Origin of the sequence: Streptomyces sp. NPDC051940, from assembly GCF_040680895.1 — a bacterium.
Taxonomy (GTDB): Bacteria; Actinomycetota; Actinomycetes; order Streptomycetales; family Streptomycetaceae; genus Streptomyces.
This window is the reverse complement of sequence record NZ_JBFAXR010000057.1, coordinates 11,659-37,045: the sequence shown is the minus strand read 5'-3', so window position 1 is coordinate 37,045 and position 25,387 is coordinate 11,659. Positions and strand designations below refer to the sequence as shown.

Here is a 25,387-nt window from a genome sequence, read left to right as displayed (position 1 = left end):
CGGGTGGAGGGGGCGAATGCGGTGCGGTCGGCGGGCCTTGTCGCCGCCGTGCGGGCGCGGGACGTGGGTGCCGTTCGGGCGCTGTTGGAGGGCGGGGCCGATCCGGGGGCGGTGGACGGGCGCGGGACGCCCGTACTCCTGCTTGCGGTTGAGGCGCTCGACGAATCCGTCGTCGATTTGCTGACGCAGTACGGTCAGCCGGATCGCGACGTCCGTGAACGGGCGCTGCTGCGGGCCGTGGACCTCGGGGTGTACGGCATCTTCCTCGCCGTGAGCAGCGGTGCGCGGCTGTGGGTCGAGGACGCCGACGGGCGCAACGCCCTGGCGCTGGCGCGGCAGTGGTACGAGGTCGGGGTGGAGGCCGGGCTGCGGCGCAGGACGGGGCTGGCCGGGCCGGTGCGGAAGCGGACGGTCGTGGGCGAGTTCGGGCCGTGTCGGGAGCTGTCGCTGGGGGACGTGTCCGTGCAGGACGGGCACGCCGCGATCCTCACGGACCTGGAGGAGCGGTACGGCGTGCTGCCCGCCTTCGGGGAGCTGATGGCCCGTGCGCTGGCCGAGCCCGACGTCGAGCATCCCGTGTGGTTCGCGGTGATCATGGCGCTGCAGCGGCGCCGTGATCCGGCTGTGTGGGATGCGGGGGTCGCGCTGCGCGAGCGGCATGAACCGCCGGCGAGGTACTTCGGGGCGGAGCTGCTCCGTGCGATCAACCTCTTCGACGAGGACGAGGATCTGCCCTACGACAGCCCGCTCACCGACGTGTTCCTCCCCTGGGTCGCTCGGGAGACCGACCCGCTCGTGATGGTCGCGCTCACCGCCGGCCTCGCCGACTGCACGGACCCGCGCGCCGGTGACGCCCTGCCCGCCCTGGCCCGGCACGACGACGAACGGGTCCGTGAGCGTGCGGTGTCCGGGCTGGGCTGCTGGATCGAGGCCGGTCGGCCGGGTGCCGTCGATGCCGCCGTGGAGTGCTCGACGGACGGGACAGCGGTGGTCCGGCGGGCGGCGTGCCGGGCCCTCGGCCGCGCGCGTCTCCGCCTGCCGGACGTCCGCGAGGCGCTCGCCCGCTGCCTCGACGACAGCGACGAGGGCGTGCGGGTGGAGTCGGCCGTACGGCTCACCCTGCTCGATGATCCGCGGGGCGACGACGCGGTGGAGCGGCTGGGCCCCGTGGGCGAGGATTCGCCGTACTACTGGACGCTCTACGAGGCGTCGCACCACCAGTGGCGCCGGCGTTGCGCCGTCAGGAGCCCGTGACCGCCAGGAGGCCGTGGGCCAGGCGGCGGGCCGTGAGGTCTGGGTGGGGGGTGCCGTCGTTCGGGTAGCCGGAGACCGTGCGGCGGGGGGAGTGGGCGATGCGTTCCACTGCCGGGCGGGCCTTCGGTGGTAGCACCTCCATCGCCGTCAGGGTCCGCAGGGCCGGGAAGTGGGGTTCGTGGAAGTGGCCCGTGCGGGTGAGTTGGTCCGCGATCACCGGTGCCGTGTCCGCGACGCGGCCCGTGACGCGCCAGATCGCGGCCGCCGCGTCCGCGCGGCTCTCCCGGGCCGGGGCCAGCAGGCGTTCCTCCACCAGGGGGAGCAACGCCGCCGCCGCGGGGCCGAATTCGGCCGCCACGCGCACGGCCGCGGTACGCCGGGCCACGGCGTCCGGGAGTGCCCGTACCGCCTCCAGGGCCGGTTCCGTCTCGCCTGTCACCCGGGCGAGGGCGAGCCCCGCGTCCAGGTCGCCCGCGGCCGCCCGCGCGCGCAGCGCCCGTACCGCCTGAGGGCCGGCCGCCGGGCCGAGCGACCCGAGCAGCCCGGCCGAGTCGGGCAGCAGGCGGACCAACTCGTCGGTGTGCGCCGCCACCAGCGCCGGGAAGGGCCGCAGGGCCTCCAGCCACTCGGCGCGCGGCCGGGCCGCGACGCGTGCGGCCAGCGGCTCGGCGGCCGCGCCGAACACCTCCACCGCGGCCGTCACCACCAGGCCCGGCGCGCCCAGCAGCGTCAGCGACAACGTGGCCGCCTCCTCCGGGAGTTCGTCCAGGAGCCGCATGACGAGCCCGAGCGCGTCCGGTACCCGCAGCCGTACCGCCGCGAGCGTCGCCGCCACCCGTACGGACGGGTCCGCGGAACGCAGATGGTCCTCCAGCCACGGCGCGGGCTCACCGCCCTCGAGGGCCGCGCCCACCCGCGCCACCAGGCACAGGTCCTCGGGATCCGAGGCCGCCGCCGCGAGCCACGGCAGTACGTCCCGCTCGCGGTCGCGCCACGTCTCGGTCAGCTCCGCGGCGAGCGGCAGCCCCCGCTCGACCGCGCGCAGCGCCGCCTCCGGATCGTCCATCAGCCGCTCCAGCAGCGGCCGGTGGGCGGACGGCCAAGGGTGGCCGGTCTCGTCCACGGGCGCCGCCCGGTGCGCGTCGAGCGCCACGTCCACCAGCCCGGCGGGCAGCGGCAGCGGCGCCGTCCGGAGCAGGTCGGCCGCCGCCGCGCGGCGCACGGCCGGCTCCGGATCCGCCAGCAGGGCACGGCCGCGCGCCGTCCGGACCTGCGGCGACACGTCGAGCAGCCCGAGGGCGGTCACGAGATCGGCCCGCACCCCGGCGTCGTCCTCCGCCTCCCAGCGCGCCCGCAGCAGCGGGAGCAGCGGCAGGGACGACTCCTCGCACGCCGCGACGATCCACACCATGGCCTGCCGGACGGCGGGATCCGGGTCCGCCGCCAGCCCCAGCAGGGCCGGCAGGGCGACGGCCACCGCCCGGCGCGCCTCGCGGTGCGCGGGGCCGCAGCCGTCGGCGGCGCCGTGCAGCAGCCACAGCAGGGCGAGGCGGTGACCCGGACCGTCCCCGGCCAGCCGGGCGAGGAAGGGAACGGCGGCGGACGTCGCCGAGTAGACCGAACCCTGGTGGCACAGCGACGAGACCAACTCGTCCAGCGCCACCTCGCGTACCGCCGGGTCGGCCGCTCCGGCGGCCCGCAGCAGCGCTGGTACGTCGTCCGCCGGCCCGTAGGCGTGCTCCAGCGCTGACCAGTCGATGTCGTCCACCCCGTCGAGCATGCCCGTGACTCTAGGGCAGCGACGAGGTGCTTCCGTACCGGCCCCGGAGGGTGGTGGTCAGCCCTGCTCCCGCTCCACCGGCAGCCACAACTCCGCGTCCGCGTGCGTGCCGTCCGCCGACAGGCGGGTGCGGAGGATCTCCGGGCCGGGGCGGCCCCGGTAGGGGTTGGAGGGGAACCACTCGGCGTACACGTCCCGCCACAGGTACTGGATCGCCTGCGGCGCCGGACCCGACGCGGTGAACACCGCCCACGTACCGGCCGGGACCGGCAGCGTCGCCATGCCCGCCGGGGCGGGCGCGGAGGTGACCACCCCGTGGTAGTAGTCGAGTTCCGTGCCCTCCGCCCGGCTCGGGTCCAGATCGTCGCAGACCGCGACGACGCCCTGCGGCTCCTGGTCCGACAGCTGCTCGAGCCGCTCCTTCGCCTCCGGCGCGATCCCGCGGACGAAGTCGATGATCGCCTGGTTCGGCCCCAGGTGTACGAGCGGCACCCGGGCCTTCGGGCCCACCACGGTGAATGCGGGTTTGTCGACAACGCGATACCGCATGCTGTTGCTCCCTTCGACGGTGAGTCGGAAGGACATCCGGGGCTGCGAGCTGAGCGCCGCGCCCGTACGCCGGGCCTCACCCGGCCCGACACCGTGCACGGCGCGGAACGCCCGCGCGAACGCCTCGCCCGAGCCGTAGCCGTACCGCACCGCGATCTCCAGCAGCGTGTCCCGCCCCGCCAGCACCTCGGCCCCCGCGAGCGTGAGCCGGCGCCGGCGGACGTACTCCGACAGCGGCATGCCCGCCAGCGCGGAGAACATCCGGCGCAGGTGGTACTCCGAGGTGAGCGCGGTGCGGGCCAGCTCCGCCACGTCGAGGGGCTGGTCGAGACGCCGCTCGATGTGGTCCATGACCTGGTTGAGCCGGTCGAGCACGCCCGGTCTCCTTCCCTTTGACGATCACCACGCTAGGAGGCGACGCCGGTGCCGGACCCGACATCCTGTGCCCGGCCGGGTCGGGTACCTAGTGCGCCGCGAGCCTCTCCACCAGCCCGATCCCGCGCGCGAGCAACTCCCGCTCGTCCTCCGTCAGCTCCGCCTCGATCGCCCGCGCGAGCCAGTCCGCCCGGCGCCCGCGCTCCTCCTCCAGCAGCGTCCGCCCGGCGGGGGAGAGGTCGACCAGGCTCTTGCGGCCGTCGGTCGGATGGGCGCGGCGGGTGATCAGTCCCTGCTCCATGAGCAGTCCCACGGCCCGGGCCATGGACTGCGGACGTACCCGCTGGTCGGCCGCCAGTTCGCTGGTCGTCATCGCACCGTTGCGGTCCAGCGCGCCGAGGACGGCCGCCTGGCCGAACGGCATCTGGTCCTCGAGCTTCACACGCCGCGTGAGCTTTCCCATCGCGGTGCGCAGTTCGGCCGCGACGGCGGCGGATTCCGGAAGGGGCATGCCGAATGCTAACGCAGCACGGCTGAACAGCAGGGCTGACCAGCGGGACTGCACAGCGTGGCTGACCAGCGGAACTGTACAGCGCGGCTGGGCAGCACAGCTGCACAGCGCAACTGCGCAGTGTAACTGCACAGCATTGCTGTACAGTATGCCGCGCCGGGCCCAGCGCCACCGTCGCCGCAGCCCTACCCCGGCACCTTTGCGACAACGGGAGGACTCCCATGACCGCCATCACCTCCGTCACCGGCCGCAGCGTCCTGGACAGCAGGGGCAACCCCACAGTCGAAGTGGACGTGGAGCTGGCGGACGGATCCGTCGGCCGGGCCGCGGTCCCCTCCGGCGCTTCGACCGGCGCCCGCGAGGCCGTCGAACTCCGCGACGGCGACCCCACCCGCTGGCACGGCAAGGGCGTCGACCGCGCGGTCCGGCACGTGAACACGGAGCTGGCGGCCGCCGTCACCGGTCGCGAGGCCGAGGACCAGGCCGGCCTCGACGCGGCCCTCGTCGCCACGGACGGCACCCCCGCCAAGTCCAGGCTCGGCGCCAACGCGATCCTCGGCGTCTCCCTGGCCGCCGCCAAGGCCGCGGCCGCCGCCCACCGCCTGCCGCTCTACCGCTACCTCGGCGGCTCCGGCGCCCGGCTGCTGCCCGTACCGATGATGAACATCGTCAACGGGGGAGCACACGCCGACAATCCCCTGGATTTCCAGGAGTTCATGATCGCCCCGATCGGCGCGGCGACCTTCGCCGAAGCCGTACGGATGGGATCCGAGGTCTTCCACACCCTGCGCCGGGACCTCCTCGCGGCGGGGCACTCCACCGGTGTGGGCGACGAGGGCGGCTTCGCACCCGCCCTGCGCACCGCCGAGGAGGCCCTCGACTTCGTGATGGCCGCCGTCGAGCGCACGGGATACCGGCCGGGGACCGACATCGGCCTGGTGATGGACCCGGCGTCGTCGGAGTTCTGCCACGACGGGGTCTACGACTACGCCGGGGAGGGCGTACGCCGCACACCCGCGGAACACGCCGACTACCTGGTCAAGCTGATCGACGCCTACCCCATAGTGTCGATCGAGGACCCGATGGCCGAGGACGACCTGACGGGTTGGCGGGACCTGACGGCACGGGTCGGCGACCGCTGCCAGCTCACCGGCGACGACGTGTTCTGCACGAACGAGACCCTCCTGCGCGAGGGCATCGACTCCGGCGTCGCCAACTCGGTCCTCGTGAAGGTCAACCAGATCGGCACCCTGACGGAGGCGCTGGCCACCGTCGACACCGCCCACCGGGCGGGCTACACGGTCGTCATGTCGCACCGCTCGGGAGAGACGGAGGACACCACGATCGCGGATCTGGCGGTGGCCACCGGCTGCGGCCAGATCAAGACCGGCTCGCTCTCCCGCTCCGACCGCACCGCCAAGTACAACCAACTCGTCCGCATCGAGGAGCAGCTGGGCGACAGCGCGCGGTACGGCGGCGCGGAGGCGCTGCGCCGCCGTGGCCCGTCCGGGGTGTCCGCGGGGTGAGCGTCTCCGTATCGCGCGGGCTCTAGTAGCTGTCGTAGCCGGGTTCGCCGTTCGGCCGGTAGACACCGACGACGGTGCCGCCCTTCGTCGTCGAGACGCTGACCGGCTCCAGCGCGGTGGGGATCGCCCCCTCGGCGAAAAGCCGCTTGCCGGTGCCGATGATCACCGGGTGGATGGACAGCCGGTACTCGTCGACGAGGCCGTGCCGCATGAGGGTCTGGGCGAGGTCGCCGCTGCCGACCACGTTGATGTCGCCGCCGTCGGACGCCTTCAGCTCGCGTACGGCGTCGACGGTGTCGCCCTCCAGCAGCGTGGAGTTCTGCCACTCGACGGACGTCAGGGTCCGGGACGCCACGTACTTGTGCATGCTGTTCATCCGCTCGGTGAACGGGTTGCCGGGATCGGCGGTCGGCCAGTACGACGCGAAGATCTCGTACGTCTTGCGGCCGAGCAGCATCGCGTCGGAGTCCGCGTACCAGCCGGCGATGGCCGCGCCGACCTCGTCGTCCGTCACGGGTTTCTGCCAGCCGCCGTACGCGAAGCCGCTCTCCGGGTCCTCGTCCGGACCGCCCGGCGCCTGCATGACGCCGTCCAGCGTCAGGAAGGTGCAAACGATGATCTTGCGCATGAGGTGCTCCCCTCGTCGACGGGGTCGGTCGACGGGGTAGACCGGACGACCGCCGGAAACTCATCGGTGGGACCTCCCCGGCCCGGCACTAGCCTGGGGAGCCGTGGACATCATGATCGTGGGCGGCAGCGGGTTCCTCGGCCGCGAGCTGGTACGGCAGGCCGGGGCGGCCGGGCACGACGTCACGGCGACCTTCGCGACGGCGGCGCCTGCCGGGGGCCGCTGGCGGCGCCTCGACCTGCGCGACGGCGACGCGGTGGAGCGGGCGGTCCGCGAGGCGCGGCCGGACGTCGTCGTGAACGCCGCGTACCGCAAGGCCGACTGGCGGACGACGGCCGACGGCGCGATCCGCCTGGCGATGGCCGCGACGGGGCACGGGGCCCGGCTGGTGCACGTCTCCAGCGACGCCGTCTTCTCCGGCGCCGACATCCGCTACGACGAGTCCGCGCCGCCGGACCCCGTCACCCCGTACGGCGCGGCGAAGGCGGCGGCCGAGACGGCGATCCGGTTCCTGGCGCCCGACGCCGTGATCGCGCGCACCTCGCTGATCATCGGCGACGGCGGCTCCGTGCATGAGGCGTTCGTGCACGACCTGGCCGCCGGCCGCCGCGAGGGCGTGCTGTTCACGGACGTCGTCCGGTGCCCCGTGCACGTCGCGGACCTCGCCGGCGGCCTGCTGGAGCTGGCGGCCTCCGACCGTGCGGGCGTCCACCACCTGGCGGGCCCCGACGCCGTCAGCCGCTACGAGCTCGGCGTACTGATCGCCGCCCGCGACGGCCTGGACCCCGCGCTGCTCCCGGCGGCCCGCACGGACATCCCGGGACCGAGGGACGTACGCCTGGACAGCACCCGCACCCAGCACACCCTGCGCACCACGCTGCGCGGAGCGCGCGACTTCCTGCGCCCCCGGGTGTGAGCCCTCAGTCGGGCAGGCCCCAGAAGGCGCCGTGCAGGCCGACCTCGGCGAAGTAGGCACTGGCGGCGGCGGGGTCGCGGCGGGTGTAGCCCGGGTCCAGGCGCCCGGTGTACCAGTCGGCGGCGAAGCGCCACAGGGTGGCCAGGTCCATCACGTAGCCGTGTTCCTGGCCCGTCTCCCGCAGCCAGCTGTCGACGCAGTCGCCGGAGCAGAACAGGCGCTGGTTGCCGCAGGTGCGTACGACGTCGTCCCAGGCCCGGCTCATGGGGATGAGGAAATGGGCCACCTGGTTCCCCTTCGGGGCTCCTCCCGGCCGACCACCCAGGCGTGCGGGGTGTCGCAGGCCGGGCAACGGGTGGCGACCAGCACGTCGGGCTCGTCCCGAAGCAGGTGGGGCAGGGCGAACGAGTCCCAGGCGCAGCCGCCCCACCACAGCGTGCGCGCGCCCATGACCGAGAAGCCGAGCGGAACGGAGGCGAACGGGTGGGCCATCACGACGTGGTCGCCGTCCTGCCGGTCCAGGACCAGATCATGGCGTGCGTGGAGGGTGCGCAGTTCCCGACGCACCTGGTCGGGAGCGAGCCGGGTGACCGCCGCGAGTCCGGCCACGCTCGGAGCCCGGCCGGTGCGCGCGAACCCGTGGTAGACGGCCAGGCGGACCCGTTCCGTCCCGCCGGGGCTTCCGCGCGGCGTGGCGCCCCTGGCTGAGGCGGGCTCGCCGGAATCGCATTGCATAAAACTTCGTGGCTCCGTATAGTCATGCCATCGAGTGACGGAGGAACGATGGTCGTGCGTGCAGCGGTGGCAGGGGCCAGTGGCTACGCCGGGGGCGAGATCCTGCGGCTGCTGCTGGGGCACCCCGAGGTGGAGATCGGCGCCCTGACGGCGCATTCCCATGCAGGGCAGCCCCTCGGGGCCGTCCAGCCGCACCTCGCGCCCCTCGCCGACCGCGTGCTGCAGCCGACCGACGCCGGGGTGCTCGAAGGGCACGACGTCGTCCTCCTCGCGCTGCCGCACGGGCAGTCCGCCGCCGTCGCCGAGCAGCTCGGCGACGACGTCCTCGTCATCGACTGCGGCGCCGACTTCCGCCTCGCGGACGCGGGCGCCTGGGAGGCGTTCTACGGCTCCCCGCACGCCGGCACCTGGCCCTACGGCCTCCCCGAACTGCCGGGCGGCCGCGACGCGCTCCTGGGGGCCAGGCGCGTCGCGGTCCCCGGTTGCTACCCGACCGCCGTCTCCCTCGCCCTGGCGCCCGCGTACGCCGCCGGGCTGCTGGAGCCCGAGGCCGTGATCGTCGCCGCGAGCGGGACCTCCGGCGCGGGCAAGGCGCTCAAACCGCAGCTGCTCGGCAGCGAGGTCATGGGTTCGATGAGCCCGTACGGCGTGGGCGGCGGCCACCGGCACACCCCCGAGATGATCCAGAACCTGAGCGCCGCGGCCGGCGAGCCCGTCGGCGTCTCGTTCACCCCCACCCTGGCCCCCATGTCCCGCGGCATCCTCGCCACCTGCACCGCGAAGGTGAAGGACGGCGTGGGCTACGAGCGGCTGCGCGAGGTGTACGAGAAGGCGTACGCCGGCGAGCTGTTCGTACGCCTCCTCCCCGAGGGGCAGTGGCCGGCGACCGCCGCCGTCACCGGGTCCAACACGGCGCTGCTGCAGGTCGCGTACGACGAGGCCGCCGGCCGCGCGATCGTCATCAGCGCCATCGACAACCTGACCAAGGGCACCGCCGGCGGCGCGGTGCAGAGCATGAACATCGCCCTGGGACTTCCCGAGGACCTGGGCCTCAGCACCGTAGGGGTGGCACCGTGAGCGTCACGGCAGCGAAGGGATTCACGGCGGCGGGCATCGCCGCGGGAATCAAGGAGAACGGCAACCCGGACCTGGCGCTCGTCGTCAACACCGGCCCGCGACAGGCCGCCGCCGGCGTCTTCACCTCCAACCGTGTGAAGGCCGCCCCGGTCCTGTGGTCCGAGCAGGTCCTCAAGGGCGGCCAGGTCTCCGCCGTAGTCCTCAACTCCGGCGGCGCCAACGCCTGCACCGGCCCCCTCGGCTTCCAGGACACCCACGCCACCGCCGAGACGGCCGCCGAGGTCCTCGGGCAGAGCGCCGGCGAGATCGCCGTCTGCTCCACCGGTCTGATCGGCGTCCGGCTGCCGATGGACAAGCTCCTCCCGGGCATCGGGAAGGCGGCGGCCGAGTTGTCCCCGTACGGCGGTGAGAAGGCGGCCATCGCCATCAAGACCACCGACACCGTGCACAAGACGGCCGTCGCCGACGGCGACGGCTGGACGGTCGGCGGCATGGCGAAGGGCGCCGGCATGCTGGCACCCGGCCTGGCCACCATGCTCGTCGTCCTGACGACGGACGCCGACGTCGACAGCGCGCGACTGGACGCGGCCCTGCGTGCCGCGACCCGTAGGACCTTCGACCGCGTCGACTCCGACGGCTGCATGTCCACCAACGACACCGTCCTGCTGCTCGCGTCGGGCGCCTCCGGCGTCACCCCGCCGGAGCAGGACTTCGCCGACGCCGTCCAGGCCGTCTGCGCCGACCTCGCCCGGCAGCTGATCGGCGACGCCGAGGGCGCCTCGAAGGACATCCGTATCGAGGTCGTGGGCGCCGCCACGGAGGACGACGCCGTCGAGGTGGGCCGCTCCATCGCCCGTAACAACCTCCTCAAGTGCGCCATCCACGGCGAGGACCCCAACTGGGGCCGCGTGCTGTCCGCCATCGGCACCACCTCCGCCGTCTTCGAGCCCGACGAGCTGAACGTCGCCATCAACGGCGTCTGGGTCTGCAAGAAGGGCTCGGTCGGCGAGGACCGCGAACTGGTCGACATGCGCTACCGCGAGGTCGTCATCACCGCCGACCTGTCCGCCGGCGACGCCGAGGCCGTCATCTGGGCCAACGACCTGACCGCCGACTACGTCCACGAGAACAGCGCGTACTCCTCATGACGACCACCACTCCCGCGGGCGGCGCCCGCAAGCACACCGCCCTGCCCAAGGCCCGCACGCTCATCGAGGCGCTGCCGTGGCTGACCCGGCACCGGGGCAAGACGGTCGTCATCAAGTTCGGTGGCAACGCCATGGTCGACGAGGAGCTGAAGGCCGCGTTCGCGCAGGACGTCGTCTTCCTGCACCACGCGGGCCTCAGGCCCGTCGTCGTACACGGCGGAGGACCGCAGATCAACGCCGCCCTCGACCGGCACGGCATCGTCAGCGAGTTCAAGGCCGGGCTGCGGGTCACCACCGAGGACGCCATGGACGTCGTACGGATGGTGCTGGCCGGACAGGTGCAGCGCGAGCTGGTCGGGCTGCTCAACGCCCACGGACCGCTCGCCGTCGGCCTGACCGGCGAGGACGCGCACACCATGACCGCCACCAAGCACACGCCGCGCATCGACGGCGAACTGGTCGACATCGGCCGGGTCGGCGAGATCACCCGGATGGACACCGGTGCCATCGAGGCGCTCCTCGCCGACGGCCGGATCCCGGTGGTGTCGTCGATCGCCCGCAGCGCCGACGACGGCCACGTGTACAACGTCAACGCCGACACGGCCGCCGCCGCCCTGGCCGCGGCGCTGGGCGCGGAGACCCTGATGGTCCTCACCGACGTCGAGGGCCTGTACGAGGACTGGCCGAACAGCGACGAGGTGATCAGCCGGCTCACCGCGAGCGAGCTGGAGAAGCTCCTGCCGGAGCTGGCGAGCGGCATGGTCCCGAAGATGGAGGGCTGCCTGTACGCCGTACGCAACGGCGTCCACACGGCCCGGGTGATCGACGGACGGGTCCAGCACAGCATCCTGCTGGAGATCTTCACGGACGAGGGAATCGGCACGATGGTCGTGCCGGACGAGGAGGGGGAACAGTGACGGGCACCGGACACCCAGGGGGAGCAGTGACGGACAACGACAGCCTGACCCAGCGGTGGCAGTCCGCCCTGATGGACAACTACGGCACCCCCCGGCTGCCCCTGGTCCGCGGCGAGGGCGCCAAGGTGTGGGACGCCGACGGCAAGGAGTACCTGGACTTCGTCGCCGGTATCGCCGTCAACTGCCTCGGCCACGCGCACCCGGCGGTGGTGGAGGCGGTCACGAAGCAGATCACCGGCCTCGGCCACGTCTCCAACCTCTACATCGCCGAACCGCCCGTCGCGCTGGCCGAGAAGCTGCTCGCCCTCGCCGGCCGTCCGGGCCGGGTGTACTTCGCCAACTCCGGCGCGGAGGCCAACGAGGCGGCGTTCAAGATCGGCCGCCTCACGGGCCGGACGCACATGGTCGCCGCCCAGGGCGGCTTCCACGGCCGCACCATGGGCGCCCTGGCGCTCACCGGGCAGCCCGGCAAGCAGGAGGGCTTCCAGCCGCTGCCCGGCGACGTCACCCACGTCCCGTTCGGCGACGTGGAGGCGCTGCGGGCCGCGGTGACGACCGAGACCGCGCTGGTCATCCTCGAGCCGGTCCAGGGCGAGAAGGGCGTCGTCGTACCGCCGGCCGGCTATCTGGCCGCCGCCCGGGAGATCACCGCCGCCACCGGCACGCTCCTCGTCCTGGACGAGGTGCAGACGGGCATCGGGCGGACCGGGGCCTGGTTCGAGTCACAGGCGCAGGGCGTCGAGGCGGACGTCATCACGCTGGCCAAGGGCCTCGGCGGCGGGCTGCCGATCGGCGCGACGCTCGCCTTCGGCAAGGCCGCCGAACTGCTCACCCCCGGCAAGCACGGCACCACCTTCGGCGGGAACCCCGTGGTGTGCGCGGCAGCGCTCGCCGTACTGGAGACGATCGAGGCCGACGGACTGCTGGACCGGGTCACGAAGACCGGGGAGCGGCTGCGGGACGGGATCTGGCGGCTCGGACACCCGCTGGTCGACCATGTACGCGGCGCGGGGCTGCTGCTGGGTATGGTTCTCACCGAGCCGGTGGCCGCGGAGGTGCAGCAGGCGGCTCAGCACGCAGGGTTCCTGGTCAACGCCGTGGCCCCGGACGTCGTCCGCCTCGCCCCGCCGCTGATCATCGGTGAATCCGAAGCCGACGCACTGCTGCTGGCGCTGCCCGCCGTCCTCGACACCGTGGACGCCCGGGCCGCGGCCGGCGCCTGAGACCGCCGGGAGGCGTGAGAGATGACCGAGTCGCACGAGAGCGGGAACGGCCTCGCCGTGCCGCAGACGCGCACGGCCCGCCACCGCAGGATCGTCGACATCCTCAACCGGCTGCCCGTACGGTCGCAGAGCCAGCTGGCGAAGCTGCTGGCGGACGACGGGCTGACGGTCACTCAGGCCACGCTCTCCCGGGACCTCGACGAACTCGGCGCCGTGAAGATCCGCAACACCGGTGGCGAGCTGATCTACGCCGTACCGTCCGAGGGGGGCTTCCGCACCCCGCAGGCCCCTCTCGGCGAGTCGGCGAAGGAGGAGCGGATGCGCCGGCTGGCCGGCGAACTGCTGATCTCCGCCGAGTCGTCCGCGAACATCGTGGTGCTGCGCACCCCGCCGGGCGCCGCCCAGTTCCTCGCCTCGGCCATCGACCAGGCCGAACTGCACGACATCCTCGGCACGATCGCGGGCGACGACACGCTGATGCTCATCAGCCGCGACCCGGCGGGCGGTCAGGCGCTGGCCGACCATCTGCTGAAGCTGGCGCAGGGCGCGCACTGACGTCCGCCACGTACGGGGAGGGGGCGGCGGCCTGCGATGACACGGGCGCCAGGGGCAGCGGCAGTCCCGGCAGCCCGTCCATGCTGGTCTCGATGTGGTCCTTCTTGCGGAAGTACTCCGTGAGCGACTCGGTCGTCTCCCGCTCGAAGCGCCGGCGGTGCAGATCGCGGTCCTCGTCGTACGTCATGAAGGGCACCCCGTAGCCGCAGCTGTCGCGGATGAGGTCCGCCCGTACGACGATGACCGCCCGCAGCCCGTGGCCGGACGGGTCGATGCCGGGGAAATGCGCGAGCAGTCCGGGGAAGCGCGGGTCGTCGCGGAACACCGGCTCACCGGTGCCGTGCACGCGGACGATGTTGGGCGGCCCCTGGAAGGCGCACCACATCAGGGTGATGCGGCCGTTCTCGCGGAGGTGGGCGATGGTCTCGGCGCTGGAGCCGGCGAAGTCCAGATAGGCGACGGTCAGTTCGTCGAGGACGGTGAAGGAGCCCTTCAGGCCCTTCGGGGAGAGGTTGACGGTGCCGTCGGCCGACAGCGGGGCGGTGGCGGTGAAGAACACCGGCTGGTCCTGTATGAACGTCCGCAGCCGGCCCTCGATGCGTTCGTGTGTCTTTCCCATGGGGAAAGTGTGATCCACTCCCGGTGCGCGGGTGGATCAGTCCGCGATCCGGACGCCCGAGAGGCCGCTGGTCCGCCAGGTGCCGCGGTCCGTGGTCACCCCGAGGGCCTCCACTCCCGGCAGTCCCTCCAGCCACTCCCGTGCCGCCTCGCTCCCCATCGCGTACGCCGCGGTCGCCCACGCGTCGGCGGCCGTCAGCCCCTCGGCGAGGACGGTCACCGACGCGAGGCCGCCGCCGTCGGCCGGCTCGCCGGTACGCGGGTCGCGGATGTGGCAGCCGCGCTCCGCCGGACCGGACGTCGCGACGGCCGTCGTCGCGGGGCCGGCCTCGACGACCGCGATCAGTTCGCCGGGACGCAGCGGGTCGCTGACGCCCGTACGCCACCGCTCGCCGGGCGCCGGCCGTCCGGCGAGCTGGATGTCGCCGCCGCCGTTGACGCAGTAGTCGACGACACCGGCAGCGGACAGCAGCTGGCCGACGGCCTCGACCGCCCATCCCTTGACGAGCCCGGTGGGGTCGAACGGCCCTCCGTACCGCGCGCTGAAGAAGCCTCCGCTCCTCGCCTCCGCGTCCTCGCAGAGGGCGCGCACATCGCGTACGAGCGGATCGCAGTCGCGCATGCCGAGTTCGCCGCGCGCCAGCCGGCTGATCTCGCTGCCTTCGTCGTACGTCGAGAAGAGGGCGTCGACGCGGTGCAGCCAGCGCAGGGCGTCGTCCAGGTCGGTGCCCGCGGGGACGTCGAAGCTGAAGACCGTGCCCATGAGGTGCGCGGCGTGCCGGGTGCGCACGGGTCAGATACCCGCCTGATCGATGGCGCTCTGCAGGGACGTGCGATAGCCCTCGCTCGTGTACGTGGCACCGGAGACCGTGGAGATGTCCGCGCTCTGGGCGGACACCGCCGCGGAGTTGAGCTGGGGGATCGCCTCGGCGCTGAGCTCCTGCGAGCGGGGCGTCGAACTCGGGCTCTTCACCGCCGCGGCGGCGGTGATCCGGTCGCCGGAGAGGGTGATCTTCACCTGGACGGTGCCGTACTTGGTGGAGACCGCGCTGCCGGTGACGGTGCGCGTCTGGGGCGCGGGGGGTTTCGAGGACGGCGCGGCGGTGGCCGGTTCGTCCGCGGTGGCAGAGGGCTGCGCGCTGCCACCGGACGTGGCCGCGGGCTTCTTCGACGCGGATTTCTCGGCCGACTTCTCGGGCGATGCGGACGCTTCGGCCGAGGACGCGGAGGGGCTCGCCGAGGCGGCCGCGCCGGTGCTGGGCGGCGGCTGTACGGCGGCGGCGTGGTCCTCGGGGTGCGTGTGCGGCTTGAGCGCCAGCATCAGCACCACCGTGGAGACCGTGCCGACGACGCTCAGCAGGATGCGGCGTACGGGGCTCTTCCTCATCGTGACTCTCTCGTCGTCCTCGTCGTCCTCGTCGTCCTCGTCGGTCCCGGCGTCACAGCTCGAAGGACTCGTGGTGGATCTGCCGCTGCGGCACCCCCGCCGCGCGCAGCGCGTCCCATGCGGCCTCCGTCATCGCCGGCGGCCCGCACAGATACACGTCGTGGTCCTCCAGGTCCGGCACGATCCGCAGCAGGGTGCGCGGGGTGATCCGGGCGGCGCGGCGGCCGTCGGCCTGGTTGACGGAGTACATCAGCCGCGCCCCGCGGGCGTCGGCTATCGCCTCCAGCTCGCCGCGCAGCGCCAGATCCTCCGCCCGGCGCGCCCAGTACAGCAGGGTGAGGTCGCCGGGCCGGGCGGGCAGCACCTCGAACAGGGCACGCAGCGGGGTGATGCCCACACCCCCGGCGATCAGGAGGACCTTGTCCGAGGAGCGGCGGGACGCGGTGAGCGCGCCGTACGGGCCCTCCGCCCACACGCGCGTGCCTGGCCGCAGGTGGGCGAGCGCCGCGCTGTGGTCGCCGGCGGCCTTCACGGTGATCCGCAGCAGATCGGGGCGGGGGAGCGCGGAGAGGCTGTACGGATTGGCCGTCCACCGCAGCCCCTCGGTCAGGAACCGCCACCGGAAGAACTGCCCCGGCTCCGCACCCAGCGCCTGCAGCCGCCGCCCGCGGATGAGCACCGACAGCACGCCGGGCGCCTCGGGGACGACCGCCTCCACGCGCAGCCGGTGGCGCAGGTTCAGGCGTACGGGCGCCAGCACCCGGTACCACAGGACGAGGACGCCCACGCCGCCGTACAGGGCGTACCAGGCGGTCCGTACCGCCGGGTTGCCGAGGAACTCGGCGCCGACGGCGAGCTGGTGCCAGAAGACGAGATAGAGCGCGACGTACGTCGTCAGGTGCAGGTAGTACCAGGTCTCGTAGCGGACGCGCCGCCGCACCGCGCCTATGGAGACGAAGCCGACGGCCAGCAACAGACCGGTGCCGCTCGCGGCCTTGATCATCTCCGGGTAGTCGAGCACCACCGTCACGGTCTGCTCGACGACACCCGTCTCGCTCTGCAGCGCGTAGCCGTACAGCATCAGCACCACATGGCACAGGACCAGGCTCAGCGTGTAGCGGCCCGCCATCGCGTGCCAGCGCGACACCCGGTCGCTGCCCACGCGCCGCTCCAGCGCGGGCACCCGGGCCATCAGCCCGACGAGCACCGCGCAGCCGTAGCCGGCCAGCAGCCCGGTGATCCGGGCGGCGCCGATCAGCCACTCGGCGGTGCCGACGATCCGGTCGTTGTTCACCCACCACAGGAGGAGGACGGCCGCGGCGCCGCCCCACAGGAGCGCGAGGACGGGGCGCACGGGGGAGCGCCGGGGGCGTGCCCTCGTCTCCGTGTACCGGCGGGCGGCGCGTCCGCCGTAGGTGGTCGTCATCCTGTGCCGGGCCCTTTCCTCGTAGCCCGGTGATGCTAGAGGGAGGTGCGGTGCTCGGACAATCTTTCGCCCAAGCCGGACATCGGTGCGGGTGCACCGAAGCCGGATTGACGAATCATGCATTGCACTGCATACTTATGCCATCGGCTCATCGAGATCATCATCGAGATCCCCGGCCGGCCGTCGGGGATCGTTGCGAAGCGGGACGAAGCTCTGTGAACTCACCTGATGTGAAGCTGTGGGGCGGGCGGTTCGCCGACGGACCGTCGGCCGCCCTGGAAGCACTCTCCGCCTCCGTGCACTTCGACTGGCGACTGGCCCCGTACGACATCGCGGGCTCGCGCGCCCACGCCCGCGTCCTGCACAAGGCCGGCCTGCTCACCGCCGACGAGCTGACCCGGATGCTCGCCGGCCTGGACGTGCTCGAGGCGGACGTCGCGTCCGGCGCCTTCACGGGCACCGTCGCCGACGAGGACGTGCACAGCGCCCTGGAGCGGGGGCTGCTCGAGCGGCTCGGCCCGGACCTGGGCGGCAAACTGCGGGCCGGCCGGTCCCGCAACGACCAGATCGCCACGCTCTTCCGGATGTACCTGCGCGACCACGCCCGGATCGTCGGCGGTCTGATCGCCGACCTCCAGCAGGCGCTGGTCGGCCTCGCCGAGGCCCACCCGGACGTGGCCATGCCCGGCCGCACCCATCTGCAGCACGCCCAGCCCGTCCTCTTCGCCCACCATGTGCTCGCCCACGCCCAGGCCCTGTCCCGGGACGCGGAGCGGCTGCGCCAGTGGGACGAGCGCACGGCCGTCTCCCCGTACGGGGCGGGCGCGCTGGCGGGCTCCTCGCTGGGCCTGGACCCGGAGGCCGTCGCCGCGGACCTCGGCTTCGAGCACGGCTCGTCGGCGAACTCCATCGACGGCACGGCGTCGCGGGACTTCGTCGCCGAGTTCGCCTTCATCACGGCGATGATCGGGATCAACGTCTCCCGGATCGCCGAGGAGATCATCCTGTGGAACACGAAGGAGTTCTCCTTCGTGACCCTGCACGACGCCTTCTCCACCGGCTCGTCGATCATGCCGCAGAAGAAGAACCCGGACATCGCCGAGCTGGCCCGGGGCAAGTCGGGCCGGCTCATCGGCAACCTCTCGGGCCTGCTGGCCACGCTGAAGGCCCTCCCGCTCGCGTACAACCGGGATCTGCAGGAGGACAAGGAGCCGGTCTTCGACTCCTGCGACCAGCTCGAGGTCCTGCTCCCGGCCTTCACCGGCATGATGGCCACGCTCACCGTCAACCGCGAGCGCATGGAGGAGCTGGCCCCGGCCGGCTTCTCCCTCGCCACGGACATCGCCGAGTGGCTGGTCCGCCAGGGCGTCCCGTTCCGGGTCGCGCACGAGGTGGCCGGCGAGTGCGTGAAGGTCTGCGAGGCCGAGGGCATCGAGCTGGACCAGCTGACGGACGAGCAGTTCGCGAAGATCTCCCCGCATCTGACCCCCGAGGTGCGCACGGTGCTGAACGTCCCCGGCGCCCTCGCGTCCCGCAACGGCAAGGGCGGTACGGCGCCGTCGGCGGTGGCGGTGCAGCTGGCGGAGTTCAAGGAGAACCTGGCGGCGCAGTTCGCTTGGGCGAACGCCAAGAAGTAGCGGTCCCGTTGCGGCCCGGCCCCGTTCTTCGGGGCCGGGCCTTCGCGGTTTCGGGGACCGCCTCACGGTTTCCGGGACCGGGCCGTCGCGGTTTTCCGGGGCCGGGTCGTCGCGTTGTCAGACCCTGCCCCTACAGTTCTGCTCACCTGAAGGCACGGGCTGTGGGGAGACAGCTATGGGGTGGATGCCAGCCGGTGACTATGAAGTCGCCCTGGACGACAGCGGCAGGGTGGTCTGCCGCAACGCCAAGGGACGGCTGCTCAAGTCCGTCCCCTCGAAGATCGCGGACGACCCGGCGGTGATCGGGCTGCGCCAGCTCGTGGAGTGGCTGGAGCGTCACGAACGCGAATGCCTCGAGCGCGTCGAGATGTGGATGATCCGGTCCCTGCCGGTCCCCGCGCCGGTCCTGGCGGAGGTATGGCAGGACCCGGCCTGGCAGTCCGTGCTGCGGGACCTCGTGGTGACGGGCGAGGACGGCGCGGTGGCGGGCTTCCTGCGCGACGTGGACGCCGACTCGGGCCTCGGCCTGGTGGACCTGGACGGCGACACGGTCCGGGTGCGGGCCGCCGAGGTCCGCATCCCGCATCCGGTGCTGCTGGAGGACCTCGAGGACCTGCGGGAGTTCGCCGTCGAGCTCGGCGTCGAACAGAAGGTCCAGCAGCTGTTCCGCGAGGTGTGGTCCCGCGGCGACGACCGCGACACCGGCGCGCGCGTGGTCGACGACTTCGAGGGCGGCCGCTTCCAGCAACTGCGCTTCCTCATCGGCCGCGCCACGTCCCTCGGCTACCGGGTCCGGGGAGGACAGTCGGTCCTGCCGGTCCTGGAGGACGGCCACAGCGCGGAGGCCCGCGTCTGGCTCGGCGACTACGACGGCTACGAGTCCGTCGAAACGGGCCCGCTCAGCTGGCACGGCCCCGACGGCAAGGCCCTGCCGCTCGGCGAGGTCGGCCCGGTGGCCTGGTCGGAGGGCATGCGGATGGCGGCCGCGCTGTACGCGGGGCGGGAGACCGAGGACGGGGAGCAGGCGGCATGAGCGAGAACGTCGACACGGGCACGCTGCTTGAGGCCGGGGCGATCCTGGCGCCCGGGGCGCACGCCGGGGAGGACGCGGACGAGTTGACCGCGCGGCGGTACAGCCATTCCGCGCTGGGGGAGCGGCCGATCGTCCGGCTCACGCCCGGGACCCTCGGGGAGGCGGAGGATCTGGCGCTCGGCTTCCTCGGACTGCGGCGTGAGGACGTCACCGGGCACCTCGGCCAAGTCCGGCGCGAGACCCTCGGCTTCCCCGCCTGGGCGCTGGTCAACGACCCGGCCAACGGACATCACGCCCTCGCCCTGGTGCAGGACGTCGAGCGGCTCGGCCGGATGGCCAAGTCGCGGGCCGGGGCGGCGAAGGACGGCTTCGAGGAGCTCGGGACGCGACTCGGCCGGTCCGTGCCGCACTTCCTGCCCACCTTCTACGAGCAGGCGGCGCGCGCCTTCCTCGCCCACGAGAACACCACCTACGCCGCCACCTTCTTCGGCAAGGCGCGCGAGGCCGAGCGGGTGCACAGCCTGGACATCGACGAGGACCGGCAGCGGGCGGTGTTCCTGGAGTTCGCCTTCGCCGGTGCGCTGACCGTCAAGGCGCTGAAGGAGCACGTGCGCGATCTGGCGCAGCGGCTCGATCCGGCCGCGGCGTGGGAGCAGTTCCGCCAGCTCGTCGTCGAGCGGTGCGCCGCGGGTATGGCGCCCTACGCCGCGCTGCCGCAGGACGCGCGCAAGTTCATCAGGGCGGCGAAGCTGGACGTCGCCGCGGAGGAGAGCGCGCTGCTCGCCGATCTGCTGCCCTCGCCCGCGGTGGTCCGCGCCCCGGGCACCTTCTGGAAGGCGTACCTTCCGGCCCTGGTGGCGCTCGCCCAGCAGCAGCCGGAGGTGCGCCGGCGGCTGCTGGAGATCATGCCCGCCGGACTCGGATACGACAGCGGCTCCGAGGACGCGTGGCTGGAGATGCTCGCCGAGACCGGTACGGAGGAACTCCTCACCGGAGCACCGCGGGAGGGCCTGGCGCCCGCCGAATGGCTGGCCGACTGGTCCGCCTTCCTCAAGAGCGGCTACGGCGGGCGGTGGCGCTCGCCCCGGACGTACGCGCTGGTGGAGCGCATGGCCGAGCGGCTGCGGGCGGACGGCGTGCCCGTCGACCTGTACCGGGGTTCGGGCTGGCGGCAGCGGATGGACCTCGACCTGCTGGACGTGCTCCTGACGCACGAGGTGCCGGTGGCGGACCCGCCCGCCGACCGGGACCAACTGCTGGAACTCGACCAGTGGTTCGGGGGGATCGACGCCGGACGGCGGGACCTCGCGGCGGTCGCCGCGGACCCCCGGTTCCGTCCGCTGCTCAAGGCGGCGGCCGGCGGCGACACCCAGCGCTACGGCAACGTGCGCAACGCGCACGTGTACGCCATCGCCCGGCACCCCGTCCTGCGCGGCGTCCTCGCCGAGTGGCTGGGGGAGCGGTCCGCCGAACTCGGGCGGGCGCAGGGCCTGCCCGGTGCCCGGTCGGTGACCGATCGGCTGATGCGGTTCCGCTCGGTGAACGAGGAGGTCAACCCCGGGGCCGTGGCGCGGGTCCGGGAGTACGAGGCCGGGCGGGCGCTGGGCCGCACACTCCGGTCCGGCATCTTCGACGAGGTGGGCTGGCCCGCGCTGGAGGAGGCGATGCGGCTGCTCGGGCCGCGGGCCGAGGGCCGGCGGAACGACTGGTTCGCCATGGAGGAGGCCTGGCCCGCGCTCATCGTGGCCCGGCGGCACAAGGCCGTCGTGGCCGGGCCCGAGGGCATTCTGCTGGACCACGACCTCCGGCTTCCCGCCGGTCTGGACGAATGGCGCCAGCCCTCCTTCCGCTACGCCGACGGCGAACTGCTCGTCTCCTGGTGGGACTCCGGCAAGCAGCTCGGGTACTGGTCGTCACGGCCGGGCGAGGTGTTCACGCTGGACGGCCGGATCGCGACGTACTGGCGCAGCGCCACCGTCCACGCCTCCCTGCCGCTCCCCGGCGGCGGGCGCACGACGGGCGGGCGTCCCCTGCACGCGGGCGACACGAAGGTGCCCGAGGCGTCCTGTGTGAGCGGTGACGGCAGTACGTACTGGCGGCTGCGCAGCACCAGCGCCGGCCACCAGTGGATCGAGTACGACCCCGTCACCGGGGCGGCGGGCAGAGCCTCCCTGCCTCCGCTGCTCGCCGGCGCGGTGCGCGAGGGGAGCAGGCTGAGGGCCGAGCACAGCCAGGTGCTGCCCATGCAGCCCGGGCTGGAGGGGAGCCTCCTCGGCACGGACGGCTCCGTCCTGGGCCGCTGGGTGCGCGCCGACGGCGACCGGATGACGGCCGGCAGCCCCGACGGGACGACCGTCTCCGTGCCCGCCCGGTCGTCCGTGGTGCCCCTCGGCGCCCTCCGCCTTCCCGGCGGTACGGCCCCGGTGCTCGCCGTGGACGGCAACAGGCTGCGGCTGTACGCGGACGGGGCGGCGCCCGCGGACGGCGCGCTGTGCAAGGAGGAGAACCACACCTCCGGCACCCCGCTCGTCCCGGCGGCGGTGTACTGGCACGCCATGCGCGTACGGGACGAGGCCGGTTCGCTCGCGCTGCGGGACGTCTCCGACGCACAGGCCGCCGAGCTGCTGGCCGGCATGACCGCGGTGGTGCTGCGGGCCCGCGAGGAGAAGTGGGACAGCGCCCGGCGGAGCGAGGCCGAACAGGACCTGATCGCCCGGCTGCTGCCGGCCGTCACCCATCCCGGACTGCGCCGCGGCGTCGCGGGCGTCGTGCACTCCGCGTTCCAGCTCGCGGAGGCAGTCGACCGGTGCACCACCCCGGAACAGCCGCGCGGTGGCGGGAAGAAGCCGGTCGGCGACACCGAGATGTTCGCGGACCACCAGCCGGAGCACGGCGACGACCTGACCGTCCAGTCCGCCTGCCGGGCGCTCCTCGGCATCGGGTTCGGCGGATCCTGGGGGAGCAGCGCGTGGACCGTGCTGCGGCAGATCCGCGCGGCCAACCAGGTGCTCGCCGGACAGCCCGCGAGCGGTCGGCCGGTGCCCACCGCGCACGATCTGACCACGCTGAGCGGCGGCTGGGCCTCAGATCCGTTCACGGCGCCCAACGGGTTCAGCGACTGGACACCGCTCCTCGACCATCTGCCCGCCGTCGCCTACCGGGCGACCGCCCCCGGCGTCGACGAGGACGAACGGTCCGCGCTGCTGCTGCTCCTGGAGCACCTCGCCGAGGGACCGCTCGCCGAGCGGCGCGGTGAGCTGCGCCGGATCGTGCTGCGCGAGAACGACCGGCGCAAGACGCGCGTCGGCCAGGTGCTGCGGCACGGCGAGCGGACCGTCGTCGTCCTCGCCAGCCTCCGCATGAACGCGTCGGAGGACCAGATCGAGTGGGTGGCCCTGGACCTGGACCCCTCCGGAGCCTTCGGGCCGGTCGCCCACTTCGCCATCACCGAATCCCGCACCCTGGGCTCGTATCCGGCGGCGCGGCTGAAGGAGACGGCCGCGCTGGTCCGCGAGCACGGCGCGGCGGCCTGGCGGTCCGAGGCCGCCGCAGCCCTCGCCGCCGTACCGGGCTGCGGGCCCGCGCAGGCGGCCCTGCTGGTGGCCGGGCGGGCCGGCGTCCACAACGCGTACGCGACCGCACTCGTCGAACTCCTCGGCCTGAAGCGCACCGAGGTCCAGCACGGCCACGACCGGCTCGAGGCGCTCGACCGCGAGGACCGGCTGCGCGTCCTCGCCGCCCTGCTGCCGCGGGAACCGGCCGCGCTGTGGGACGACGGACCCGCGGTCGAGGCCGCGACCGCCGTGTGGACCGCGCGGTTCGGGCATCTCGTGCGGCTGCCCGAAGGGCTGGACGTCTCCCTCAACGGCGTCGCGACCCCCGAGGCCGCCGAGGCCGTGCTCAACCCCGCGCACACACCGTGGATCAGCCGTACGACGACCCAGGGGATCGACGAGAACGGCCGCCTGACCGCCCAGGACCCGTCGGCCGTGCCCACGCGGCACGTGTTCGCCCCCGCCGTCCGGGCGCTGGGGCAGCTCGCCTACGAACTGCCCCCCGGGCATCCGCTGCGGGCGGCGCTGCCCGCCGGCCTCGACGCGGTACGCCGGCGGCTCGCCGATCCGCGACTCCTGCTCGATCTGGACCTGGAGTTCACCGAGAGCGGCTCCTCCACCGCGCGCGAGCTGCGCAAGGCCTACGGTCTGCCGGAGGCCGGCGGCGCCGGGCCGGACGGGCTGACACGGGTGGGAGACGCGTTCGTCCTGGTGCCCTGGTACCAGGACATGGAGGCGACGGTGCTCCGGCCCGCCGGGCTCAGCGGGGCCGACGCCCCGGAACTCGGCCTGATCGAGGGACTTCTCGGCAGCCGCGGCACCTGGGCGCTGCAGGCCCTGCGCGGGGTGCTCGGCGGAGGGCTCGAGCGGGCGGTGGCGGTGCGGGCCGGCGAGGGCTGGCCGCAGGACGCCGCGCGCTCCGTGCCGGAACTCGTCGCCGAGGTGGCGAAGGAGTGCGGGCTGAGTGAGGACGCGGCGGTGCTCTATCTGCAGATACTCGCGCTGCCCGACCCCACCGACCGCAACTGCGCCAAGTGGACGGGCTGGAAGCCGGCCCGGCTGAAGAAGGCACGCGCCGAACTCGCCGCCACGGACCTCGTCGTCGAGGCCAAGCGGGCCCGGGCCGGCCGGGGGCTGTTCCTGCCCGGCGGCTGGGAGGCGCTGAAGGCCCCCGCGCTGCCCGTCGAGAGCTGGAAGCGCGGCCATCTGCCGGTCCACAGCCACCTGCGGGTGGTGCCGATGGCGCCCGTGGCGGAGCTGTTCGAGGCCGCCTGGCAGCGTGTACGCGACGGAGACGTGCCCGCCTTCGAAGAGCTCACCACCCGTGCCACCCGGAAGGGACGCCGCCGATGACCGACACGGCCCAGGCCGAACAGGCCCTGCCTGCCCGGCAGATCATTCCGCCCGAGGAGCTGTACGCCGAGGAGCTGGCGTTCCTCGCCGCGTACGACTCCGGGCCGCGGCCGCCCGGGTGGCGGCTGACGCCGCGTGCCGTCGTCACGTTCATCACCGGCTCCGACGGGGCGCTCGCCCTGGACGACGGGCGGCGGCTCGCGGTGCGGCGGAAGTTCGTGGGCGACCGGGCGCTGGTCGAGCGGTGCGTCGTCACGCTGGCCGGGGAGCGGGGGCTGCTGCTCGTCGGTGAGCCCGGCACCGCCAAGTCGATGCTGTCCGAGCTGCTCGCCGCCGCCGTGAGCGGCACCAGCGCGCTCACCGTGCAGGGCACCGCCGGCACGACCGAGGACCAGCTCAAGTACGGGTGGAACTACGCCCTGCTGCTGGCCCAGGGCCCCAGCCCGCAGGCGCTCGTGCCGTCGCCCGTCCTGAGCGGGATGCGCAGCGGGGCGATCGCCCGGGTCGAGGAGGTCACGCGCTGCCTGCCCGAGGTGCAGGACGCCCTCATCTCCCTGCTCTCCGAGCGGCGGATCGCCGTGCCGGAGCTGGCCGGGACCCCGGACGCGCAGGCCCACGCCGCGCCCGGGTTCAACGTCATCGCCACCGCCAACCTGCGCGACAAGGGCGTGTCCGAGATGTCCGCGGCGCTCAAACGGCGGTTCAACTTCGAGACCGTCGGGCCCATCGGCGACCTCGACGCCGAGCTGGACCTCGTGCGGCGGCAGTCGCAGGCGGCCGTGGCACGCTCGGGCGCGGAGTACCAGGTGGACGACGCGGTGCTGGAGGCGCTCGTGACCGCCTTCCGCGATCTGCGGCTCGGACGCTCCGCCGAGGGGTGGGAGGTCGAGCGGCCGTCCACCGTGATGAGCACCGCGGAGGCCGTGTCCGTGGCCACCGCGCTGGGGCTGGCCGCCGCCTACTTCCCCGGTGACCGCGACGTGCTGGCGCTGCTGCCCGGCCATCTGACCGGTGTGGTCCGCAAGGACGACCCGGCGGACGCCGCCCGGCTCCTCGGCTACTGGGACGGGGCCGTGCGGCGGCGCGCCGAGGAGGGCTCGCGGACCTGGCGCACGCTCTGGGACCTGCGGCCGGTGCTGGAAGGCTGAGCCGATCGTGGACTGTGCGCTCGAAACCGGTGCTGGT

Annotated in this window: 21 protein-coding genes and 1 pseudogene; 12 read left to right on the top strand and 10 right to left on the bottom strand. The window is 73.5% G+C overall.

Features of this window, described 5'->3' with window-relative positions; translation table 11 throughout:
• The first annotated feature begins 3 nt into the window (after window positions 1-3).
• Entirely contained in the window at window positions 4-1,254 is a 1,251-nt protein-coding gene (locus tag AB0M28_RS22245) for a HEAT repeat domain-containing protein (protein WP_365407498.1), read from the top strand.
• On the opposite strand, the gene AB0M28_RS22240 is transcribed toward AB0M28_RS22245, so the two are convergent.
• The 3 genes from AB0M28_RS22240 to AB0M28_RS22230 all read right to left on the bottom strand — a co-directional run bounded on the left by AB0M28_RS22240 (window position 1,241) and on the right by AB0M28_RS22230 (window position 4,469).
• Window positions 1,241-3,034: a hypothetical protein gene (locus AB0M28_RS22240; protein WP_365407495.1), complete on the bottom strand. Its 1,794-nt coding sequence runs from the start codon at window positions 3,032-3,034 to the stop codon at window positions 1,241-1,243. The two genes, AB0M28_RS22245 and AB0M28_RS22240, sit on opposite strands and share 14 nt — an antisense overlap.
• A gap of 57 nt (window positions 3,035-3,091) precedes the next feature.
• Window positions 3,092-3,958: an AraC family transcriptional regulator gene (locus AB0M28_RS22235; RefSeq protein WP_365407492.1), complete on the bottom strand. Its 867-nt coding sequence runs from the start codon at window positions 3,956-3,958 to the stop codon at window positions 3,092-3,094.
• Between the two features lie 88 nt (window positions 3,959-4,046).
• A complete protein-coding gene (locus AB0M28_RS22230) occupies window positions 4,047-4,469 on the bottom strand; it encodes a MarR family transcriptional regulator (RefSeq protein ID WP_365407489.1) in 423 nt (140 codons plus the stop codon).
• 221 nt (window positions 4,470-4,690) lie between these two features.
• Here AB0M28_RS22230 and eno point away from each other — a divergent pair, with 221 nt between their 5' ends.
• Window positions 4,691-5,995, top strand: a complete 1,305-nt coding sequence (gene eno / locus AB0M28_RS22225) for a phosphopyruvate hydratase (protein WP_365407486.1) — start codon at window positions 4,691-4,693, stop codon at window positions 5,993-5,995.
• A 22-nt stretch (window positions 5,996-6,017) separates the two neighbouring features.
• Here eno and AB0M28_RS22220 read toward each other — a convergent pair whose 3' ends face one another.
• Complete coding sequence (locus AB0M28_RS22220; RefSeq protein WP_365407483.1) at window positions 6,018-6,623, bottom strand: dihydrofolate reductase family protein; 606 nt, start codon at window positions 6,621-6,623, stop codon at window positions 6,018-6,020.
• Window positions 6,624-6,726: 103 nt separating this feature from the next.
• On the opposite strand from AB0M28_RS22220, the gene AB0M28_RS22215 reads away from it, so the two are divergent.
• Complete coding sequence (locus AB0M28_RS22215) at window positions 6,727-7,539, top strand: sugar nucleotide-binding protein (RefSeq protein WP_365407480.1); 813 nt, start codon at window positions 6,727-6,729, stop codon at window positions 7,537-7,539.
• A gap of 4 nt (window positions 7,540-7,543) precedes the next feature.
• Here AB0M28_RS22215 and merB (AB0M28_RS22210) read toward each other — a convergent pair whose 3' ends face one another.
• Both merB (AB0M28_RS22210) and merB (AB0M28_RS22205) read right to left on the bottom strand, forming a co-directional pair.
• Entirely contained in the window at window positions 7,544-7,804 is a 261-nt protein-coding gene (gene merB / locus AB0M28_RS22210) for an organomercurial lyase (protein WP_365407477.1), read from the bottom strand.
• Window positions 7,801-8,148, bottom strand: a complete 348-nt coding sequence (gene merB / locus AB0M28_RS22205) for an organomercurial lyase (protein WP_365407474.1) — start codon at window positions 8,146-8,148, stop codon at window positions 7,801-7,803. Before merB (AB0M28_RS22205) ends, merB (AB0M28_RS22210) begins: the two co-directional genes overlap by 4 nt.
• 174 nt (window positions 8,149-8,322) lie before the next feature.
• On the opposite strand from merB (AB0M28_RS22205), the gene argC reads away from it, so the two are divergent.
• The 5 genes from argC to AB0M28_RS22180 are packed head-to-tail and all read left to right on the top strand — an operon-like array spanning window position 8,323 to window position 13,194.
• Entirely contained in the window at window positions 8,323-9,351 is a 1,029-nt protein-coding gene (argC, locus tag AB0M28_RS22200; protein ID WP_365407471.1) for an N-acetyl-gamma-glutamyl-phosphate reductase, read from the top strand.
• Window positions 9,348-10,499, top strand: coding sequence for a bifunctional glutamate N-acetyltransferase/amino-acid acetyltransferase ArgJ (gene argJ, locus AB0M28_RS22195; RefSeq protein WP_365407468.1), 1,152 nt, complete (start codon window positions 9,348-9,350; stop codon window positions 10,497-10,499). The genes argC and argJ overlap by 4 nt, the downstream gene beginning before the upstream one ends.
• Complete coding sequence (gene argB, locus AB0M28_RS22190; protein WP_365407466.1) at window positions 10,496-11,416, top strand: acetylglutamate kinase; 921 nt, start codon at window positions 10,496-10,498, stop codon at window positions 11,414-11,416. Before argJ ends, argB begins: the two co-directional genes overlap by 4 nt.
• 26 nt (window positions 11,417-11,442) lie before the next feature.
• The gene (locus AB0M28_RS22185) at window positions 11,443-12,639 is read left to right on the top strand and encodes an acetylornithine transaminase (protein WP_365407463.1); all 1,197 of its coding nucleotides are present in this window, start codon (window positions 11,443-11,445) and stop codon (window positions 12,637-12,639) included.
• A 21-nt stretch (window positions 12,640-12,660) separates the two neighbouring features.
• Window positions 12,661-13,194, top strand: a complete 534-nt coding sequence (locus tag AB0M28_RS22180; protein ID WP_365407460.1) for an arginine repressor — start codon at window positions 12,661-12,663, stop codon at window positions 13,192-13,194.
• 43 nt (window positions 13,195-13,237) lie between these two features.
• Here AB0M28_RS22180 and AB0M28_RS22175 read toward each other — a convergent pair.
• The 4 genes and pseudogenes from AB0M28_RS22175 to AB0M28_RS22160 form a co-directional block, all read right to left on the bottom strand.
• Window positions 13,238-13,813, bottom strand: a pseudogene (locus tag AB0M28_RS22175) (pyridoxamine 5'-phosphate oxidase family protein); the annotation flags it as partial.
• A 36-nt stretch (window positions 13,814-13,849) separates the two neighbouring features.
• Entirely contained in the window at window positions 13,850-14,602 is a 753-nt protein-coding gene (locus AB0M28_RS22170; RefSeq protein WP_365407457.1) for an FAD:protein FMN transferase, read from the bottom strand.
• Between the two features lie 3 nt (window positions 14,603-14,605).
• Complete coding sequence (locus tag AB0M28_RS22165) at window positions 14,606-15,199, bottom strand: FMN-binding protein (protein ID WP_365407454.1); 594 nt, start codon at window positions 15,197-15,199, stop codon at window positions 14,606-14,608.
• 52 nt (window positions 15,200-15,251) lie between these two features.
• Window positions 15,252-16,625, bottom strand: a complete 1,374-nt coding sequence (locus tag AB0M28_RS22160) for a ferredoxin reductase family protein (protein WP_365407451.1) — start codon at window positions 16,623-16,625, stop codon at window positions 15,252-15,254.
• Window positions 16,626-16,840: 215 nt separating this feature from the next.
• On the opposite strand from AB0M28_RS22160, the gene argH reads away from it, so the two are divergent.
• From argH to AB0M28_RS22140, 4 genes are all read left to right on the top strand, one after another.
• Window positions 16,841-18,262, top strand: a complete 1,422-nt coding sequence (argH, locus tag AB0M28_RS22155; RefSeq protein ID WP_365407449.1) for an argininosuccinate lyase — start codon at window positions 16,841-16,843, stop codon at window positions 18,260-18,262.
• 175 nt (window positions 18,263-18,437) lie between these two features.
• Window positions 18,438-19,295, top strand: a complete 858-nt coding sequence (locus AB0M28_RS22150) for a DUF4132 domain-containing protein (protein ID WP_365407446.1) — start codon at window positions 18,438-18,440, stop codon at window positions 19,293-19,295.
• Window positions 19,292-24,202, top strand: coding sequence for a hypothetical protein (locus AB0M28_RS22145; RefSeq protein ID WP_365407443.1), 4,911 nt, complete (start codon window positions 19,292-19,294; stop codon window positions 24,200-24,202). The genes AB0M28_RS22150 and AB0M28_RS22145 overlap by 4 nt, the downstream gene beginning before the upstream one ends.
• Window positions 24,199-25,350 carry an AAA family ATPase gene (locus AB0M28_RS22140; protein ID WP_365407440.1) on the top strand — a complete coding sequence of 384 codons (1,152 nt, stop codon included), beginning with the start codon at window positions 24,199-24,201 and terminating at the stop codon, window positions 25,348-25,350. The genes AB0M28_RS22145 and AB0M28_RS22140 overlap by 4 nt, the downstream gene beginning before the upstream one ends.
• Window positions 25,351-25,387 lie beyond the last annotated feature (37 nt).

Bases quoted from the DNA above. Each gene is read 5' to 3' on its own strand.
- AB0M28_RS22240 (WP_365407495.1), bottom strand. From the start codon at position 3,034: ATGCTCGACGGGGTGGACGACATCGACTGGTCAGCGCTGGAGCACGCC.
- AB0M28_RS22230 (WP_365407489.1), bottom strand. From the start codon at position 4,469: ATGCCCCTTCCGGAATCCGCCGCCGTCGCGGCCGAACTGCGCACCGCG.
- eno (WP_365407486.1), top strand. From the start codon at position 4,691: ATGACCGCCATCACCTCCGTCACCGGCCGCAGCGTCCTGGACAGCAGG.
- AB0M28_RS22220 (WP_365407483.1), bottom strand. From the start codon at position 6,623: ATGCGCAAGATCATCGTTTGCACCTTCCTGACGCTGGACGGCGTCATG.
- merB (WP_365407477.1), bottom strand. From the start codon at position 7,804: ATGAGCCGGGCCTGGGACGACGTCGTACGCACCTGCGGCAACCAGCGC.
- argC (WP_365407471.1), top strand. From the start codon at position 8,323: ATGGTCGTGCGTGCAGCGGTGGCAGGGGCCAGTGGCTACGCCGGGGGC.
- argB (WP_365407466.1), top strand. From the start codon at position 10,496: ATGACGACCACCACTCCCGCGGGCGGCGCCCGCAAGCACACCGCCCTG.
- AB0M28_RS22180 (WP_365407460.1), top strand. From the start codon at position 12,661: ATGACCGAGTCGCACGAGAGCGGGAACGGCCTCGCCGTGCCGCAGACG.
- AB0M28_RS22165 (WP_365407454.1), bottom strand. From the start codon at position 15,199: ATGAGGAAGAGCCCCGTACGCCGCATCCTGCTGAGCGTCGTCGGCACG.
- AB0M28_RS22160 (WP_365407451.1), bottom strand. From the start codon at position 16,625: ATGACGACCACCTACGGCGGACGCGCCGCCCGCCGGTACACGGAGACG.
- AB0M28_RS22150 (WP_365407446.1), top strand. From the start codon at position 18,438: ATGGGGTGGATGCCAGCCGGTGACTATGAAGTCGCCCTGGACGACAGC.
- AB0M28_RS22145 (WP_365407443.1), top strand. From the start codon at position 19,292: ATGAGCGAGAACGTCGACACGGGCACGCTGCTTGAGGCCGGGGCGATC.
- AB0M28_RS22140 (WP_365407440.1), top strand. From the start codon at position 24,199: ATGACCGACACGGCCCAGGCCGAACAGGCCCTGCCTGCCCGGCAGATC.